Annotated in this window: 16 protein-coding genes; 2 read left to right on the plus strand and 14 right to left on the minus strand. The window is 48.9% G+C overall.

Going from position 1 to position 16138, the window contains the following annotated elements:
* The first annotated feature begins 17 nt into the window (after positions 1-17).
* The gene (locus tag EZJ49_RS12235) at positions 18-1040 is read left to right on the plus strand and encodes an alpha/beta hydrolase (protein WP_262552433.1); all 1023 of its coding nucleotides are present in this window, start codon (positions 18-20) and stop codon (positions 1038-1040) included.
* Here EZJ49_RS12235 and dtd read toward each other — a convergent pair whose 3' ends face one another.
* The 4 genes from dtd to EZJ49_RS12255 all read right to left on the minus strand — a co-directional run bounded on the left by dtd (position 1041) and on the right by EZJ49_RS12255 (position 5015).
* Entirely contained in the window at positions 1041-1478 is a 438-nt protein-coding gene (gene dtd / locus EZJ49_RS12240) for a D-aminoacyl-tRNA deacylase (protein WP_262552434.1), read from the minus strand.
* Between the two features lie 66 nt (positions 1479-1544).
* Positions 1545-2141 (minus strand): translation initiation factor IF-3, encoded by a 597-nt coding sequence (infC, locus tag EZJ49_RS12245; RefSeq protein ID WP_262552436.1) that lies wholly within the window; start codon positions 2139-2141, stop codon positions 1545-1547.
* 119 nt (positions 2142-2260) lie between these two features.
* Entirely contained in the window at positions 2261-4225 is a 1965-nt protein-coding gene (gene thrS / locus EZJ49_RS12250; RefSeq protein ID WP_262552438.1) for a threonine--tRNA ligase, read from the minus strand.
* 112 nt (positions 4226-4337) lie between these two features.
* Positions 4338-5015: a PilZ domain-containing protein gene (locus EZJ49_RS12255; protein ID WP_262552439.1), complete on the minus strand. Its 678-nt coding sequence runs from the start codon at positions 5013-5015 to the stop codon at positions 4338-4340.
* 191 nt (positions 5016-5206) lie between these two features.
* Here EZJ49_RS12255 and EZJ49_RS12260 point away from each other — a divergent pair, with 191 nt between their 5' ends.
* Positions 5207-5539, plus strand: coding sequence for a hypothetical protein (locus EZJ49_RS12260; protein ID WP_262552440.1), 333 nt, complete (start codon positions 5207-5209; stop codon positions 5537-5539).
* Positions 5540-5581: 42 nt separating this feature from the next.
* On the opposite strand, the gene EZJ49_RS12265 is transcribed toward EZJ49_RS12260, so the two are convergent.
* The 10 genes from EZJ49_RS12265 to EZJ49_RS12310 all read right to left on the minus strand — a co-directional run bounded on the left by EZJ49_RS12265 (position 5582) and on the right by EZJ49_RS12310 (position 16089).
* A complete protein-coding gene (locus EZJ49_RS12265; RefSeq protein WP_262552441.1) occupies positions 5582-6145 on the minus strand; it encodes a hypothetical protein in 564 nt (187 codons plus the stop codon).
* Between the two features lie 244 nt (positions 6146-6389).
* Positions 6390-6623 (minus strand): hypothetical protein, encoded by a 234-nt coding sequence (locus tag EZJ49_RS12270; protein WP_262552442.1) that lies wholly within the window; start codon positions 6621-6623, stop codon positions 6390-6392.
* A gap of 276 nt (positions 6624-6899) precedes the next feature.
* The gene (locus EZJ49_RS12275) at positions 6900-7421 is read right to left on the minus strand and encodes a DUF3341 domain-containing protein (protein WP_262552443.1); all 522 of its coding nucleotides are present in this window, start codon (positions 7419-7421) and stop codon (positions 6900-6902) included.
* Positions 7421-8782 carry an NrfD/PsrC family molybdoenzyme membrane anchor subunit gene (nrfD, locus tag EZJ49_RS12280; protein ID WP_262552444.1) on the minus strand — a complete coding sequence of 454 codons (1362 nt, stop codon included), beginning with the start codon at positions 8780-8782 and terminating at the stop codon, positions 7421-7423. Before nrfD ends, EZJ49_RS12275 begins: the two co-directional genes overlap by 1 nt.
* On the minus strand, positions 8779-10881 hold the full coding sequence (locus EZJ49_RS12285; RefSeq protein WP_262552446.1) for a 4Fe-4S dicluster domain-containing protein: 2103 nt from the start codon (positions 10879-10881) through the stop codon (positions 8779-8781). Before EZJ49_RS12285 ends, nrfD begins: the two co-directional genes overlap by 4 nt.
* Entirely contained in the window at positions 10850-11335 is a 486-nt protein-coding gene (locus tag EZJ49_RS12290; protein ID WP_262552448.1) for a TAT-variant-translocated molybdopterin oxidoreductase, read from the minus strand. The genes EZJ49_RS12285 and EZJ49_RS12290 overlap by 32 nt, the downstream gene beginning before the upstream one ends.
* 12 nt (positions 11336-11347) lie before the next feature.
* Positions 11348-11887 carry a cytochrome c3 family protein gene (locus EZJ49_RS12295; protein WP_262552449.1) on the minus strand — a complete coding sequence of 180 codons (540 nt, stop codon included), beginning with the start codon at positions 11885-11887 and terminating at the stop codon, positions 11348-11350.
* A gap of 180 nt (positions 11888-12067) precedes the next feature.
* On the minus strand, positions 12068-13780 hold the full coding sequence (locus tag EZJ49_RS12300; protein WP_262552451.1) for a cytochrome c biogenesis protein: 1713 nt from the start codon (positions 13778-13780) through the stop codon (positions 12068-12070).
* Positions 13777-15174 (minus strand): cytochrome c biogenesis protein ResB, encoded by a 1398-nt coding sequence (locus tag EZJ49_RS12305; protein ID WP_262552452.1) that lies wholly within the window; start codon positions 15172-15174, stop codon positions 13777-13779. The genes EZJ49_RS12300 and EZJ49_RS12305 overlap by 4 nt, the downstream gene beginning before the upstream one ends.
* 105 nt (positions 15175-15279) lie before the next feature.
* Positions 15280-16089 carry an N-formylglutamate amidohydrolase gene (locus EZJ49_RS12310; protein ID WP_262552454.1) on the minus strand — a complete coding sequence of 270 codons (810 nt, stop codon included), beginning with the start codon at positions 16087-16089 and terminating at the stop codon, positions 15280-15282.
* Positions 16090-16138: the final 49 nt, after the last annotated feature.

Here is a 16138-nt window from a genome sequence, read left to right on the forward strand (position 1 = left end):
GTGGCAGAATTTCAGTCATGATAACAACCGAAGTTCTGCCAAACTACCGCGCTTACGAAACCCCTCAGTTCAAAATTGAAACTTTGCGAATTGAAAGCGACGCTCTTAAAGCCAATCCGCTGCAAGATCCTTCCGTGCGCTTTAATCCCCTGCTGCTCCCGCAAGGTCCCGGCCCCTGGCCGGTGGTGGTGGTTTTAAGCGGCTTTACTGGAAATGCGCCCTTTAACTTTAATGGCAAATTCAACGAAAAAAACCCCGTTCAGGTTATCAACGAAGCCGCCGCCCGTGGCGAAGCCCCACAGGCCCTTTACGTTTTCGTTGATGCACTGACCACTTGGGGTGGTTCGCAGTTTATAAACTCAACTGCCGTGGGAAATTACGAAGATTATATTATGACGGAACTGGTCCCGGCCGTGAAGTCACACTTTCCAGTGTCTGATAAGGCGTCACACTGGTGCGTGACCGGTGGGTCCAGCGGCGGTTACGGTGCCCTTCATCTGGGATCAAAATACCCTGAAGTGTTTGGTGTGATTGCCGCGATCGCACCGGATTCTTTCTTTGAAGCAAGTCTGCTATCTGAGTTTTATCAAACGGCCCCTCTGTGGGAAAAGTATCAGTCCGGCCTGAAAGCTCTGGAAGAACTGCGCAACGGCAGACTTACTAAAATGCGCAACTGGCACACACTCTTAAACGCTTTCGGAATGGCCGCTTGTTATGCGCCGAAGGGCGATCACGGCGACTTTCACTTCCCCTTGGAAAAGGACGGCACCCGCAACGAGACTGTGTGGGCAATGATCCTGGAAAAAGATCCTCTGCACTTTTTGCCAAAGCGCCTGAATGCTTTAAAAAACACGGCGATCTATCTGGATGTCGGCAACAAAGATAACTTCCATTTACAGTACGGCTGTCGCCAGATTTCCGGGATGTTTAAAAAGAATGGGATCAATCACGACTATGTGGAATTTGACGGCAACCACTTCGACATCGGTGAAAGGCGCATTGAAGCGTGGCGCTGGTTGTCCACCCAATGGAGAACGTAATCAAACTTCCAGAATCAAAGTCACCGGGCCGTCATTCAGCAGACTGACTTTCATGTCGGCCCCGAATACTCCGCCGTATGTTTTGACTCCCTGGGATTCACTGAATGCCAAAGCCTTTTCGTAAAGCTCTTTGGCGCGATCCGGAAACTCCGCCCCGATGAAGCTTGGACGGTTCCCCTTTGAGGCATCCCCCAATAAAGTAAACTGCGACACGAGCAAATGCTCTCCACCGACGTCTTTTAACGACAGATTCATCTTGCCTGCTTCGTCCGGGAAAATTCGCAGTGCCAGGATTTTTTGCATCAGCTTTTGCAGCTGTTCTTCGCTGTCACCCTTGGCAACCCCCAGCAAAGTCAGAAAACCTTTGTCGATACTGGAGACGGTTTTTCCGTCAACCACGACCGAGGCATTTTGAACCCGTTGCACGACTGCTTTCATTTGCGACCTCCTAAAACAACAAAACCCACATTTTCATGTGGGTTTTGCATTTGTCGACGGTGGTTTTTATTCCTCGTCGTCGCCTTCAACTTCTTCAAGCTCAGCAAGTTCTTTAGTGTCCTGCTTGGACTTGTTCGGGTGAAGCTTCTGGTATTCCTTGATCTTAAGTGGGTCTGGCCCCAGCATCAAGAACATGTTCTTACCTTCCATTTTCGGCTGAGCTTCAACCAAAGCCAGATCATCAACGAAAGCGATACATTTCTTCATCACTTCCATACCCAGCTCCTGGTGGGCCATCTCACGACCCATGAAACGCAAAGACACTTTCACTTTGTCGCCTTCCAACAGGAAACGGCGGGCGTGATTCATCTTGGTTTCAAAGTCATGCTGATCCGTGCGCGGACGCATTTGGATCTCTTTGATGGTCACAACGGTTTGCTTTTTACGAGCCGCAGTGGCCTGCTTCTTTTTCTCGTACTTCCACTTGCCGTAGTCCATGATTTTACAAGTCGGTGGAGTCGCTGTTGGAGCAATCTCAAGAAGATCGAGGCCTCTATCTTCAGCAATACGTAACGCCTCAGGAACGGTCATCACGCCCAACATGTTACCTTCATCGTCGATAACACGAATTTGTTGCGCGCGAATCTCGCGGTTGACTCTCAAAGAGTCTTTAGAGTCTTTTTTATTACGGTCAAAACGACCGCCTCTAAAATTACCTTCAAACTTGCTAATGGTAAACCTCCGGGGTTTAGTTAAGTACCAGTGTCACTTCAGCGTGACAGCTAGTTTGTCGTTGCAGACTTCGCAAGAGAGCTCTGCAAACTTCTTGTTTTAATATCAGTCGTAATCAAATTCATCACCTGTTCCACAGTCAGACCTTTGTGTTCTGAACCGTCGCGCAGACGCAATGAAACCGTTCTGGATTCAGCCTCTTTATCTCCCACGATAATCATGTATGGGATTTTTTGCAGCTGAGCCTCACGGATTTTATAATTCAACTTCTCGTTACGGCGGTCAAACTCAACGCGAACGCCGTGCCCTTTCAAAGAGTTTTGTAACTCTTCACAGAACGTATTCACCCGATCCGTCACATTCAGGATCGCCACCTGCACGGGCATCATCCACGGTGGCAAATGACCTGCGGTGTGTTCCAGATAAACGCCGATAAAGCGTTCCAAAGAACCCAGGATCGCACGGTGAAGCATCACTGGACGGTGTTCCTTGTTGTCCTCGCCCGTGTATTTCAGATCAAACGCCTGCGGAAGATTCGGATCCACTTGAAGTGTACCCAACTGCCAAGGACGATTCAATGCATCCACGAACATGATATCCAACTTTGGTCCATAGAAGGCCCCGTCGCCGGGATTCAGTTCAAATGGCAAATTCAGGGAATTCAGCGCTTCGGCCAAAGCCCCCTCTGCCATATCCCAGTACTCTTCACTGCCCATACGGTTGTCTGGACGTGTGGAAAGGAAGATCTTGTAGTTGCTCATGCCCAGTTTGTCGTAAACACGATTCAGCAGGTTCATGAACTTGGCGATTTCTTCCTGCAACTGGTCCATACGGCAGAAGATGTGCGCGTCGTCCTGACAGAACGTACGAACACGGGTCAAACCGTGCATGGCACCGGATTTTTCATAACGGTGCAAACGACCAAAGTCCGCCATTTTGATTGGCAGATCACGGTAAGAGTACTTCTCAGAGTTATAAAGCAAACAGTGAGAAGGACAGTTCATTGGTTTGGACGCAAAATCACGCTCATCCACCTTGGTGAAGAACATGTTTTCTTTGTAGTTCTGATAGTGACCGGAAGTATGGAACAGGTTCACATCAAAAATTTGCGGCGTGATTACTTCCTGATAGCCCGTCTCGAAATACAGCTCACGCAGATAAGTCTGCAAAGAGTTGTAAACGGTCGCGCCCTTGCCAGTGAAGAACGGAGAACCCGGAGCCAGTTCATTGAAATAGAACATGCCCAGTTCTTTACCCAGTTTACGGTGATCGCGTTTCTTCGCTTCTTCGATGTTGTGAAGATACGTTTCCAGGTCCTTCTTATCGTTAAAGGCTGTCGCGTACACGCGCTGAAGCTGGGCGTTTTTCTCATCCCCTCTCCAATAGGCACCCGCCACGCTCAAAAGCTTGAACGCCTTGATTTGGCCGGTGGACTGGATGTGAGGACCACGGCACAGGTCAAACCAGCTGGTGCCGTTGAAATAGATACCCACAGTGGTCTCGCCCTTTTTAGCCAGGTCTTCGATCAACTCGACCTTAAAGCGCTCGTTCATACCCTTGAAGGTGTCGATTGCTTTTTGAATCGGCCAGTCTTCGCGATGAATTGGCAGATCCTTGGAAACGATCTCGGACATTTTCTTTTCGATTTTTTCGAAGTGCTCTTCAGTGAAGGCAAACGGAGAATCAAAGTCGTAATAGAAACCATTGTCGATCACCGGACCGATGGTCACTTTCACTTCAGGCCAGATGTCCTGAATTGCCTGGGCCATGATGTGTGCGCAGGAATGGCGAACAACCTCAACGGATTCAGGGGATTTTGTCGTGACCAGCGCCACCTTGGTTTGATCTTTCAAAACGGTGCGAAGATCGGAAATTTCAGTAGATCCGTTGATTTTCGCACCTAGGGTTTCCTTGGCCAAGCGAGGGCCAATGGACGACGCCACTTCCAGCGCTGTCGGTTCATGGTCAAAAACCTTCGTAGAGTTATCCGGCAGAATGATTGTAATTTGTGACATTAGCGTGTGTGCACTCTGGTTAGAAAATGTGATGAATAATTGCGCATTTGCATCACATTAGTAGTAATCCCCCCGACGGGCAGGGTCAACCCTAAATCAGAGCTGTTAAACACTAGGAAACGGCCAGGAACTGGACCCCGATGACCCGCTTACCCTCCGGCGATTGCGTCACCCAACGGACCTGCGATTCCACAGACACCCAGGTGCCATGCTGGTTCTTGTACATTAAACTGATGAAGTCTTTACGCTGAACTGGCTCATCTCCCAAGGTGATCTGAGCCCCGCCGGAAGAAAAGTCCACCATCACACCTTCACGCAGGAACTGAACCCATGCTCCGGTCGGTGAATTTTCGGCCATCACGGATTTCTTTAGCATCACCTGCGACAGAACCGCCATCCGCTCTTGCTTACGGCTGCGAACACTCTTCCCGCTTAGGCGCTGCGTTATAAGTTCTTCAATGCGTTCCCTTTCAGATTCGCGCAGCACCAGAATTTGCGGATGATTCAACACCACCTGATGGACTGAGTTTTCAATACTTTGAGCGATAAAGATAAAGGACGCTTTAACTTTTGCATGTCCCCAGCTAAGGAAGGCCTGAACGGCACGAAGACTCAAGTAATCAGAGCGGACAATCACGTAGATTTCTCCTTGTTGAGACTTAAGAACTTCCTTTAACTCAGAAGCACTTTGAGAACGATACCAACGCACGCCTCGCAATTTCTGCAAGTACAGGGGCAGAATCTGACTCGAACTGAGATAAATAAGATCCTTAAGAGGTTCATTTCGCATAAAGGACTTCATTGCAAAACGGAAGCCCACGGATCAGCCCCGTCTATATTTGAGAACACCGTATAGCTCGTGGACAGGCGTATAGAATGCTTTAAACAACATTGTTAAATTACTGATTTACCTAAGTAAAAATACAAATCACTATTTCCAAAGAAAGTTCACAAGTCATTCGCTAATAATAAGGAGAAAACATGAAAACTATTTTCGTAGCTCTGGTAGCCGTGTTTGCCATGGCCTCGCTGGCTCATGCTGAAGAGCCCACTTTGTCTGAAAAAGCCTCCGCCGAAATGCACAAAGCAAAAGAGGCTACCAAAGAAGCTGCTGCCGATGCCAAAGTTGAAGCTAAAAAAGCCGGACGCAAAGCCAAGCGCATGGCGAAAAAAGGAGTTCATCGCGCTGAAGAGGCTGTCTGCATGGAAGGCGACATGAAGTGCGCCGCCAAAAAAGCTGGCAATCGCATCGAAGAGGGCAAAGATGCCACCGTTGATGCGGCAAAAGACGTCAAAGATGAAGTGAGCAAATAAGACGATTTCCAGAGCCCGGTCTTCCGGGCTCTTTTTTAGGGCTTAACGACACTGCAGAGCGATCTGGCGAAGCTCTGAAAACTCGTCGCAATCAAAACGCGACAGACGCGAACAGACATAGTCGATACAAGACACATCCACCAGCCCCCGGCAAATATTGGCCACCTCAAACACCTCTAACTTTTCATCGCAAGAAAATCGGGACATACGACTGCAAATACTGGTCACACAAGGACCACTAACATTGCGACAGGCCCGGGTGACCTCATACATGTCGTCTTTATCATCGCATTCAAACCGACTGAGCTGCTTGCAAACAGCCTCGACACAACGGCCGGGAAAACCTCCCCCACCCCCACTGTCCGGCGGACAATTCGGAGGTCGATTCGGTGGAGGATTGCCGGGGTTGCTGGGATTGTCAGGGGGATAATCTTCAGGAGGCAAGGGCCGCGGAGGACTCCCCAAGATGGAAGCCCACAACTCTGGAACCGCATAGTATTGATCCACAAGCTGTTGGGTTTTGGTTGCCTCGGAAGAAGGAACCGCTAAGGAATCCACGGTCGTCAAGAGCAACAAGATCACAAGCACAGAGAGCAAGTTTCTCATACGTCCTCCACACATCCCCAAGAATGTGCCAATAAGGAGGAGAAACAACAAAAGTCGAAAAAACCAGACAAAATACACTCAAAATCAAAGCCACTTAACAAGCCTAACGCACCATAGACGTAAAAAAACACCAGGCACCTTTTAGGCAAAAAAAAGGGAGCCAGTAAAGGGCTCCCTTTTTTGCGAGGATGTGTCCGAAGGATTTGAGGTTCAAAGCCCCCGACTCCCCCACCGGACGTTGCAATTAGTAAGCAACGTGGTGATTCAAAGCTTCGTGCATTCTTGGGTCTTTTACAGGAACCAAAGAGTGCTTGGACCAGAAGGACATGATTGTCAGAAGGAAGGCGCCCGCAAAACCAGCGAATACGCCGATTTCCCAGAATCCGAAGACCACATGGCCGTCGAAGAAGTTCGGATAAACCATCCAGTAGATGTCCACATATTGCATAATCAATACCAGAGCAGAGATCGCCAGCACGTTCGTGTCGTTTCTCTTAGCACTGCGAGGCAACAAAGCCAGGAATGGAACGCCAAAGAGAACATTCCCCAGTGAACCGGAAAAAATCTTTGTGCTTTCAGATCAAAGGATTGCAAGCGGAAATTTCAAAAAAACGTCCGCTTGCCCTCAACTCAGCCTATTTTTCGCTGATCAATTCCACGTTCGGCTTGTTGCCGCGAGGACCACAGCTGGTCAAAGCCATCACGGCCAAACCTGCAGCTGCCAGCATAGAAATATTCACAAGACTTCTCATTTCTAGTACTCCGTCTTCTTCACTTCAGTTGCGCCAAGCTCTTTGAACATTTGTTCAATTTTCGCTTCGTCGTAACCAGTATCGTTGTGCGGGATAAAGATCGCGAATTTGTGGCAGCTTAGATCCGGGTCAATAACCGGCGGGTCCAAACGAGGGATACCGCAAGCGTAGAACAAAGCGCCCACAGACGACAACGCCGACAACAGGATCGTCAATTCAAACATGATAGGTACAAACGCAGGCAAACTGAAGAACGGTTTACCACCAACGTTCACGGCCCAGTCCACCGCCGATGTCCACCAAGTCAATCCAAGACCGGCAGCCAAACCAACAACGGCCATAACGAATGCCACATATGGAATCCACGAGCGCTTGATGCCCGCAGCTTCTTCCATACCGTGGATAGGATAAGCGGAGATCGCTTCAAATTTCTGGTAACCGGATTCGCGCACTTTGCGAACCGCTTTCAGAATTTGAGCTTCTTCCAGCCAGATACCAGCAATACCTTTAGTATATTTAGCCATTAGTGGTGCCCTCCTTTATCGTCGTAGCCTACATGCAATACGGGCTTCACTTCTGCGATAGAAACCGCAGGGAACAATCTTAGATACAACAAGAACAATGTCAGGAACATACCGAAGGAACCAACCAGGACCCCGGTGTCGAACCATGACCAAGCGTACATTCCCCATGAAGATGGCAGGAAATCTCTGTGCAAAGAAGTCACAGTGATCACGAAACGCTCGAACCACATACCCACGTTCACCAGCAAAGAGATCACGAACATCACAGGGATGGAACGACGGAATCTGCGGAACCAGAACAACTGAGGGAAGATAACGTTACAAGACACCATGATCCAGTAAGACCAGCCGTAAGGACCGAATGCACGGTTAATAAAGACAAAGCGCTCGTATTGGTTGCCAGAGTACCAAGCGATGAAGAACTCAGACGCGTAAGCGTAACCAACCAGCATACCTGTGGTCATGATGATCTTATTCATCACTTCCATATGATCCAAAGTGACGTAGTTCTTGAATTCAGGGAATCCGATACGAACCAAAGTCATCAGAGTCACAACCATCGCAAAACCAGAGAAGATCGCACCGGCAACGAAGTATGGAGGGAAGATCGTGGTATGCCAACCAGGCAAGTTAGAAACCGCGAAGTCGAAGGATACGATCGTGTGAACGGACAGAACCAGCGGAGTGGAAAGACCTGCCAGAAGCAAGTACACCATCTCGTAGTGGCTCCAGTTTTTCGCAGTTCCTCTCCAACCCAAAGACAACGCACCGTAAACGGTACGGCGAAGTTTGTTTTTCGCACGGTCTTTGATAGTTGCAAAGTCAGGAACCAAACCGATGTACCAGAACACCATGGAAACTGTCGCGTAAGTGGATACCGCGAAAACGTCCCAAAGAAGCGGAGAACGGAAGTTCACCCACAATGGACCACGTTGATTCGGGTACGGGAACAACCAGTAATCCAACCAAGGACGCCCCGTGTGCAACAGCGGGAACAGACCGGCGGTCATAACCGCGAAGACGGTCATCGCCTCTGCGGTACGGGCTACGGAAGTTCTCCATTTTTGACGGAACAGGAACAGAACTGCGGAAATCAGAGTACCGGCGTGACCGATACCGATCCAGAATACGAACGTAACGATCATCGTACCCCAGAACACCGGGCTGTTCACCCCTAGAAGACCGATACCCACACCGACTACAGAAGCCAGGATACCGATATAGAACAGAAGCAACGTCTTCGCACCCAGGAACATTCCCACCCAACCTTTGGATGGGAAGCGTTCCACCGGAGCGCAGATGTCGTCAGTAACATCTTTCAAAGTTTTATTGCCAAGGACCAATGGGTTACGCTTCATCATGAGTGCTCACCTTGTTTTGCAGTACCGTGACCTTTTTGATCACCAGTTGATTCTTTATCATTGTTGCGGATCTTGGAAAGGTAGCGAACGGAAGGCTTCGCATGCCATTCTTCAAGAAGTGCATAACCACGTTCTTCAGTTTTGAAGATTTTGGCCACCGCACTGTTTGGATCATTCAAGTCACCGAACACAATACCACCTGCAGGACATGCAGTTTGGCAGGCAACTTTAACATCCCCGTCTTTCAACTGACGTTTTTCATTACGAGCAACAGTTTTAGCATCCTGAATTCTTTGAACGCAGAATGTACATTTTTCCATCACCCCGCGAGTACGAACGCCCACAGATGGGTTCAAAGCCATGTGCAACGGCTTTTCGATCAACTTCGCATAGTTGAACCAATTGAAACGACGAACTTTGTAAGGGCAGTTATTCGCGCAGTAACGAGTACCCACGCAACGGTTGTAAACCATGTCATTGAGACCTTCATCAGAGTGAACAGTCGCAAGAACCGGACAAACCGTTTCGCATGGAGCATTGTCACAGTGTTGGCACATAACCGGCTGGAACACAGCTTCTGCATCAGCAGGGTTGCCGATGTAGTAACGGTCAATACGCAACCAGTGCATTTCACGGCCTTCGATAACGTAACGTTTTCCCACCACCGGGATGTTGTTCTCGGATTGACATGCAATCACGCAGGAAGAACAGCCTGTGCAAGTGTGCAGGTCGACCGCCATGCCCCATTTGTGACCACTGTATTCGTGACCGGACCAGATGGACCATACGTGAGGGTGCGGGATGCCTGTGGATTTCTTTTTGTTGTAATCAGCCAGTGTCGCTTCAACCGCGATTGTACGACCTTCCATTGTGTGGTGACCCTGCGTGATCGCAAGCTCATACTTCTTGGAAGTTTTCTTGAAGGTCGCTGTCAGACCGGAAGCAACAACTTTACCGTCTTTAGCAGACATAACAGCGAAGGCGTTTTTACCGATGCCGTTACCAACTTTACCCGCGCGTGTACGACCGAAGCCAACTGCTACAGCCAGAACATCGTCATGCAGACCTGGTTGGATCAAAACCGGAAGCTCCAAAGTTTTGTCCCCGACAGTCAGTTCCACAACAGTTGCCTGTTTCAAACCGTGTTTCTCGGCTGTCGCCAAAGAAACCATTACGTAGTTATCCCAAACAGCTTTTGTTACCGGATCTGGAAGTTCATGCAACCAGGAAACGTTCGCGAGCGATCCATCACCGTGCTGAGAAGTCGCATAAAGCGCCAGCTCAAAGCCTTCTTTAGTCGCTGCCGGTTTAATGGATGTAAATGCATCCAGCTTGAAGGAACGAGCGGAAGAACCATTGTTCAAATCACCCGTGAAACCTTTTTGCAGAACAGACTGCCAGAAGTCCTCGAAGCCCTGACCTTTGCCGTACTTAGGATGGATGTCAGACTTCCAGAACACGCGCAGATAGTCATAGAATGTTTCGTAGTCACGAAGACGAGCCGGACCTTGATTTGCAAGGTAAGCCCAGGTCATCAAAGACAATTGGAAGGAACGAGTGTCATACATTGGGCGGATTGCCGGTTGGCAGATGCTGTAAACGCCTGCTGCCAATTCCATATCGCTCCAGGATTCCAACGCGTGGTTATCCGGAGTGATGTAGTCTGCAAACACACCTGTTTCGTCAATACGGTCACCAGTATAGATAACCATTTCAACTTTTTTAACTGCATCTGCAAAGCCCATTTCAACAGGCAATACAAAGCCCGGATTCACGCGGTGGATGATCAAAGTTTTAACTTTGCCACCTTTCATGTCCGCAATCAGGCTTGCAAGATCAGAGTAAGAAGCTTTGTGAGCCGGGTTTCCACCTTTGTGATCAACAGTCTTGCCGTCGTTACCCAGGATGGAGTTCAGGAAGTTCACAGCCACTTGAAGTTCTTTGGATTTTTCAGTCAGCGCAGTGATACCACCCGCCACAACCAAAGAGGAACCTTGGTTGGCCCAAAGGTCCGCAGCCACTTTCGCGGCACTATCCAACTTTTTGACACTTCCGGAGCGCTTTTCTTCACTTTGAGGTGTGTTGCTTTTTCTGAGCACATCCAAAAACAAATTGTCGGAAACCCGCTGATTGTGGGAAAGGATTGCCTTCGATTTTAATAGGACGACCTTCGCGTGTTTTAATCAAAACACCCAAAGCGTCAGATCCATCGAAATAAGCGGAAGAATAATAGTTCGCAATACCCAAAGTCACTTCTTCAGGTTGCTTGTTGTAAGGAACGATTTTTTGCACCGGACGACGGATACAACCCGCAGAGGCCATTGCAATGGAAGCGCCCATAAGTTTCAGGAACTCACGACGTGCCCAGCCGCCTTCGTCATCCGCCTCACGCAATGGAGAGGACTGGAATTCTGTGGTGGCAATCTTGTTGAACTCTGGATCGTTGCTCCACTGTTCAAGACTGTTCCAGTATTTTGTATCGCGCTCCACTTTCGGGCGAAGCGCTTTTTTCATTTCTAGATCGTGATCATGATCATGATGATGTTCAGACATTGTACCAAACCCTTAGTAGTGACAAGTTGAGCAGTTAAGAGGAGCCTTGTTCTCTGGCTGACGGTGACAGTTCACACACCAACCCATGGACAAGTCAGAGAACTGTTGAACTTTCGCCATGGTCTCGATCGGACCGTGACACGTCTGACAGTTCACACCTTTTGCAATGTGCGCATTGTGATTAAAGTGAACGAAGTCAGGAAGCATGTGAACGCGTGTCCATTCGATGGAGTCCCCGTTGTCATAGGCTTCACGAAGCTTTTGAATCGCAGGTTTGTCAGTTGCAACCTGCAAGTGACAGTTCATGCACGTTGAAAGTGCAGGAATGTTTGCGTGTTTCGTTCTCTCAATCTGGTTATGGCAGTACTGACACTGAATTTTGTGTGTACCGGCATGCAGGGAGTGATCGAAAGGAATCGGCTGTTCTGGAGCGTATCCTTTATTATATCCCCAACCCGGCTGGAATTTGCAGCCTGTGAGAAGTGTTGTAACCATGAGCGCGCCAATAAACGCCATTGCGCCCGCCGCTGTTCTTTTGAATACCCGATGCATAATCATCCTTCGCTAACTCATTACGATGTGGGCCAAAGACAAACGAATGCTGTCCTAATTTTAGTTTGCTCCTATTTAATGGTGTAAAAGTCCAGTTGTCCATATTCTTTTTGCAAACAAAATGAAAAAGAAGGAGACTCCGGCGCCCTTCGCCCAAAAAATGTGCACGCCAATTTCAGACTACTTCGTCACCTTCTTCCCTTTTCCTTGTCTAACTACACCTACATAAATCACTAACAAGATGTGTGCTGCCACGAAAGCAGACACATACTCCACGCCCCCAGCACCAAAGCCGTAAGAATGAAGCCCCGCGCCAAGCACAAAGTTCACTCCATACCAAGCCATGATCACCAAAGAGAAAGTGATAATTGCTGTCACTACCATTCCGAAGTGCTTCAACATCCCCGCATAGCGCGCGTGAAGAACCGCGAGATAACCCAAAAGCGCGATCAAAGCCCAAGTTTCCTTCGGGTCCCAGCCCCAGAAACGGCCCCATGAGTAATCCGCCCAGATACCGCCAAGAATAATTCCCGGCGCCAGGAACGCGACACCGATTTGCATCGCACGATAAATACTCATAGTGATCGCTTTGATCTGCGGCTGGAATTTTTCCTCGCCACGCAGATAGTAAATCAAACCAATATCCCCCAAGCCGAACGCCAGGAAGAAAGCAGCGTAACTGATAGTGATAGTCATCACGTGAATGGTCAGCCAGTAGTTGCTGCGCAAAACCGGCTCCAAAGGTTGCAGGGTCGGATCTAAAACTGCCGGAGCAAAATCCGCAATCACCAGACCAAAAGCCCCCACCAAAGTCCCCGCCATCAGAATCAGACGATACTTATAGATAAACTCCAGCACGGCCGCAAACAGCACGGTCCCCCAGGACACCCAAATCACTGTTTCATACATATTGGAAACAGGCGCGCGATCCATGATGTACATGCGCAGACCGAAGCCGTAGGTGTTCAAAGCAAAACCAATGGCAATCAGAACCCAGGCCACCTTCATCAGCGACTCTTTGCTTAATGTCCATACCAACAACAAAACCGTGAAAGCCAGGAAATAGAAAATATACGCCCAACGGAATGGGTGGAAATCATTGTAGTGAACTTCCGCGGCAATTTTGCCACCCACTGTGTACAAAGATGGATTTTCCGCTTTGGCCACCTCTTCAAACTTCACCACAGCTTCATCCAAAGCCTTGCCGGAAGCACTCAGATCACCTTCAGAGGCAATCGCCCCCAAGTGAGTCACAAAGGCCTTGGTTACATCCAGGAATTTTTCCTGCAACGGTTCCGGCAAATCCGCCACCGCGATCCACGCATCGCCCTCTTTGGGCGGAGCCACTTTCATCATGCGGCCTGCCGCAATTTCCTGGAAGATGAAGAATTGATTTTCCAAACGCTGCAAAGCCTGGAAGTAAGGGTCCAGCTTTTCCTTGGTTTCACGCTTGGCCTGAAGCTCCTGACGAAGCAGAGTGAAGCGATCTCCGGCAAACAATTCCGCCCCGGTGAAGTAGCGCTGGTCATTTGGCAGATTCAACGCCTTCAAGACCTGATGGTTGCGCACTTCAAAGATTTTTTTTCCTTCCCAAGCCTGCGGCGACAGCATCCAGGTCAAAACGATTTCGGTGGCATTGCGGCCTTCAAATTTCGTTTTACCATAAATGATCTCCAACATTTCCTTCATCCAGGTCAAAACGATTTCGGTGGCATTGCGGCCTTCAAATTTCGTTTTACCATAAATGATCTCCAACATTTCCTTGGAGAAACTGTCATAGGGCTTGATACGGCCGCCATCCTGAACCGGCATGGACTTTAATGCGTCCCCCGGCTTGGCAACCGCCGCGAAGCTCACCAACAACGATGCGATAACGAGCAATATTTTTTTCATTCGTTCTTCCCTGCCCCTTTGCTACGAGCGAGTTTGAAATCCAGATGCTTAAACCACATTAACAAAACAATTCCCAATGACAGCACCAGAGACCCCAGATACTTCAGGAAACGGCCCGGATCATGATTCACTGAAAAGATGGAAGCCACCGGACGGCCTTCCTCTTCCTGGAAACTGGCCTGATAAACTGTCAGACCTTTGTATTTCAAAGGTTCATTCATCGAGATCAGATGTTCACCCAGGTCCGGAACCTCGACAACACTTTCGTAGGCTGCAGCTCTCATCGTGCCCTGATAGCGGGCCACATTGAAGCTTTTCAATTTCAACGGGAAGTTGATGTCGATACGACGATTGCCATAGGTCAAAAGATAGACCGCATTATTCGTGAACAACTTCACCATATCATTCAACAGCACCCAGTGTTCTTTGCCGTCAAAGATGATCTTCACTGCCGAAGTCGTCAGCGGTGTCGGACGTTCCATGTCCTTCAAATCCCAGTCTTCAATCGCAGCAGGCAGGAAACGCAGAACACGGAACTGCAAAGCCATTTTAAAGCCCGGATCAAAGACATCGCCTTCTTTCACAAAACCCTTTTTCAAAGGTTTTGCAGAATCCTTTTGGAAAACCACATAACGAAGCCCGTCTTTTTCCGGAGTCAGAAACACTTCATTGGCACCACGAGGCTTTTCCGGCGCTGGCCCCAGGAAAATCTGGGCCGGGCCGAAGTTATGACTGGCCAGTGCATTTGGTTTTTTCTGCACGATCCATTCAATCACATTCACGTTGTCATTCTGCAACTGGAAGCGCAGACCCGCACCCGCTTTACCCGCCTCCCCTTCAATAACCTTGCGTGAAGGAACGACATATTTTTTATAATCCACAACTTTGATCTCGCCCTCATAGGCCGGAATGACAAAGGGCTTTTCGACAGTCGGAGGATGGCGGAAGAAGTCCACTTCCTGTTCCATCGTTTTGGAATAGCGGTCCCCATCGAAAGAGGTGTAAACCACCATGTCTGTTTCTGCTGTCTGGACGAAATTGTTGCTTTCACCAATACCAACACGCATGGAACCATCCAGGCCCCACTGCCATGTCATCCAGGAACCGGCCAGCAGAATAATAATTCCGATGTGTGCCAGCACGAAAGCGACATGACGTTTTTTCCAAGGCAGACGATCCACCATCACCGCAGTCAGATTGATCACCAACAGCCCCAGCACGCTGTACATGTACCAAGTGTCGTAAACTAATTTTTTTGCGGCGTAAGCATCGTATTTGGCTTCAACAAAAGTTCCAACCGCCGTGATGGCGGCCATGGACACGATAATAAAAACGGCCAGTTTCAAGGAAGCCAAGGGCTTGTTGATTCTTTTTAAAAGAGACTTTTGAGACATAGCGTGTCTTATTCCAAACCTTATTGAGAGCCAGTTGATATTTTCCGTTAGCTATCAATAATTTAGATCGGCTTTTAAGACCACGCTTTTTGGCTTTTCGACGCCCTACATTATGTGCAGCAAATTGTTGCGGACATAACTCACAGCTGCGAGCAGTTTTTCCTGCACCTTGCGAGCTTCGTCGGGCTTGAGTTTTTTAGTCTTTTCATCCATGTACAAAGAGCGATTCAGCTCCACCTGCAGTGTATGCTGTTCGCGCTTTGGATCACCATACTGCTCTGTGACACGGCCACCAAAGTACGGCCAGTTGTAGCCAACTTTAAAACCTGCTGTCGCATAGGCCGCAATCACCAGATCCTTGAAGCGCGGGTCACAGCTTTTTCCTTTACTGTCGCTGACAACGATATCGGCTCTCAATTCACCCGGATCGCGATGTTCACTGGTACCAACAGAGGGCATACTGTGGGCATCGATGTGATAAGTCTTCGTAAATCCTTGCGCGTGGAGATCTGAATAAAGCTTACGAACTCCGGCATGGAAGGGTTCATACACCAGCTTTACCAGTTCATCGTGGATCTGCTGGGGCATTGGACCCGGCATCAGTTGATGCTTGTAAGTCGTGATGACCCAGTGGAATCCGCGGTTGTGCATCCCCGCCGGGTTGGCGTTACCGATCACCGAACTTGCGTCCACGTCTTCTGGCACACGGTTTAAATCCGCTGCATAACGATGCCATTCGGTTTTCACGAAGGGAATTTTCAGTTTGTGCAAAGTGGGTTCATACAAAAAGTCCACATAACGATCGACGTCGCACATCAGAACTTCTTCCGGCAAAGTGTTCAGCCACGGAGCCTGCTCCGGAACTTTTTCACCAGAATGGGGGATCGTCACAATCAAGGGTACTTCATTCGCCATAAACACTCTCACTTCTTGACCTGATAGACCTTAAACGTGACACTAAAAG

This window comes from Bdellovibrio bacteriovorus, from assembly GCF_025558485.1.
GTDB classification, from domain to species: domain Bacteria; phylum Bdellovibrionota; class Bdellovibrionia; order Bdellovibrionales; family Bdellovibrionaceae; genus Bdellovibrio; species Bdellovibrio bacteriovorus_G.

What these genes read in the sequence shown, in the direction of transcription:
- EZJ49_RS12295 (WP_262552449.1), bottom strand. Translation starts at nt 11,887, where the DNA reads ATGCATCGGGTATTCAAAAGAACAGCGGCGGGCGCAATGGCGTTTATT.
- EZJ49_RS12310 (WP_262552454.1), bottom strand. Translation starts at nt 16,089, where the DNA reads ATGGCGAATGAAGTACCCTTGATTGTGACGATCCCCCATTCTGGTGAA.
- EZJ49_RS12290 (WP_262552448.1), bottom strand. Translation starts at nt 11,335, where the DNA reads ATGTCTGAACATCATCATGATCATGATCACGATCTAGAAATGAAAAAA.
- thrS (WP_262552438.1), bottom strand. Translation starts at nt 4,225, where the DNA reads ATGTCACAAATTACAATCATTCTGCCGGATAACTCTACGAAGGTTTTT.
- EZJ49_RS12255 (WP_262552439.1), bottom strand. Translation starts at nt 5,015, where the DNA reads ATGCGAAATGAACCTCTTAAGGATCTTATTTATCTCAGTTCGAGTCAG.
- EZJ49_RS12300 (WP_262552451.1), bottom strand. Translation starts at nt 13,780, where the DNA reads ATGAAAAAAATATTGCTCGTTATCGCATCGTTGTTGGTGAGCTTCGCG.
- EZJ49_RS12305 (WP_262552452.1), bottom strand. Translation starts at nt 15,174, where the DNA reads ATGTCTCAAAAGTCTCTTTTAAAAAGAATCAACAAGCCCTTGGCTTCC.
- dtd (WP_262552434.1), bottom strand. Translation starts at nt 1,478, where the DNA reads ATGAAAGCAGTCGTGCAACGGGTTCAAAATGCCTCGGTCGTGGTTGAC.
- nrfD (WP_262552444.1), bottom strand. Translation starts at nt 8,782, where the DNA reads ATGATGAAGCGTAACCCATTGGTCCTTGGCAATAAAACTTTGAAAGAT.
- EZJ49_RS12260 (WP_262552440.1), top strand. Translation starts at nt 5,207, where the DNA reads ATGAAAACTATTTTCGTAGCTCTGGTAGCCGTGTTTGCCATGGCCTCG.
- EZJ49_RS12235 (WP_262552433.1), top strand. Translation starts at nt 18, where the DNA reads ATGATAACAACCGAAGTTCTGCCAAACTACCGCGCTTACGAAACCCCT.
- EZJ49_RS12265 (WP_262552441.1), bottom strand. Translation starts at nt 6,145, where the DNA reads ATGAGAAACTTGCTCTCTGTGCTTGTGATCTTGTTGCTCTTGACGACC.
- EZJ49_RS12275 (WP_262552443.1), bottom strand. Translation starts at nt 7,421, where the DNA reads ATGGCTAAATATACTAAAGGTATTGCTGGTATCTGGCTGGAAGAAGCT.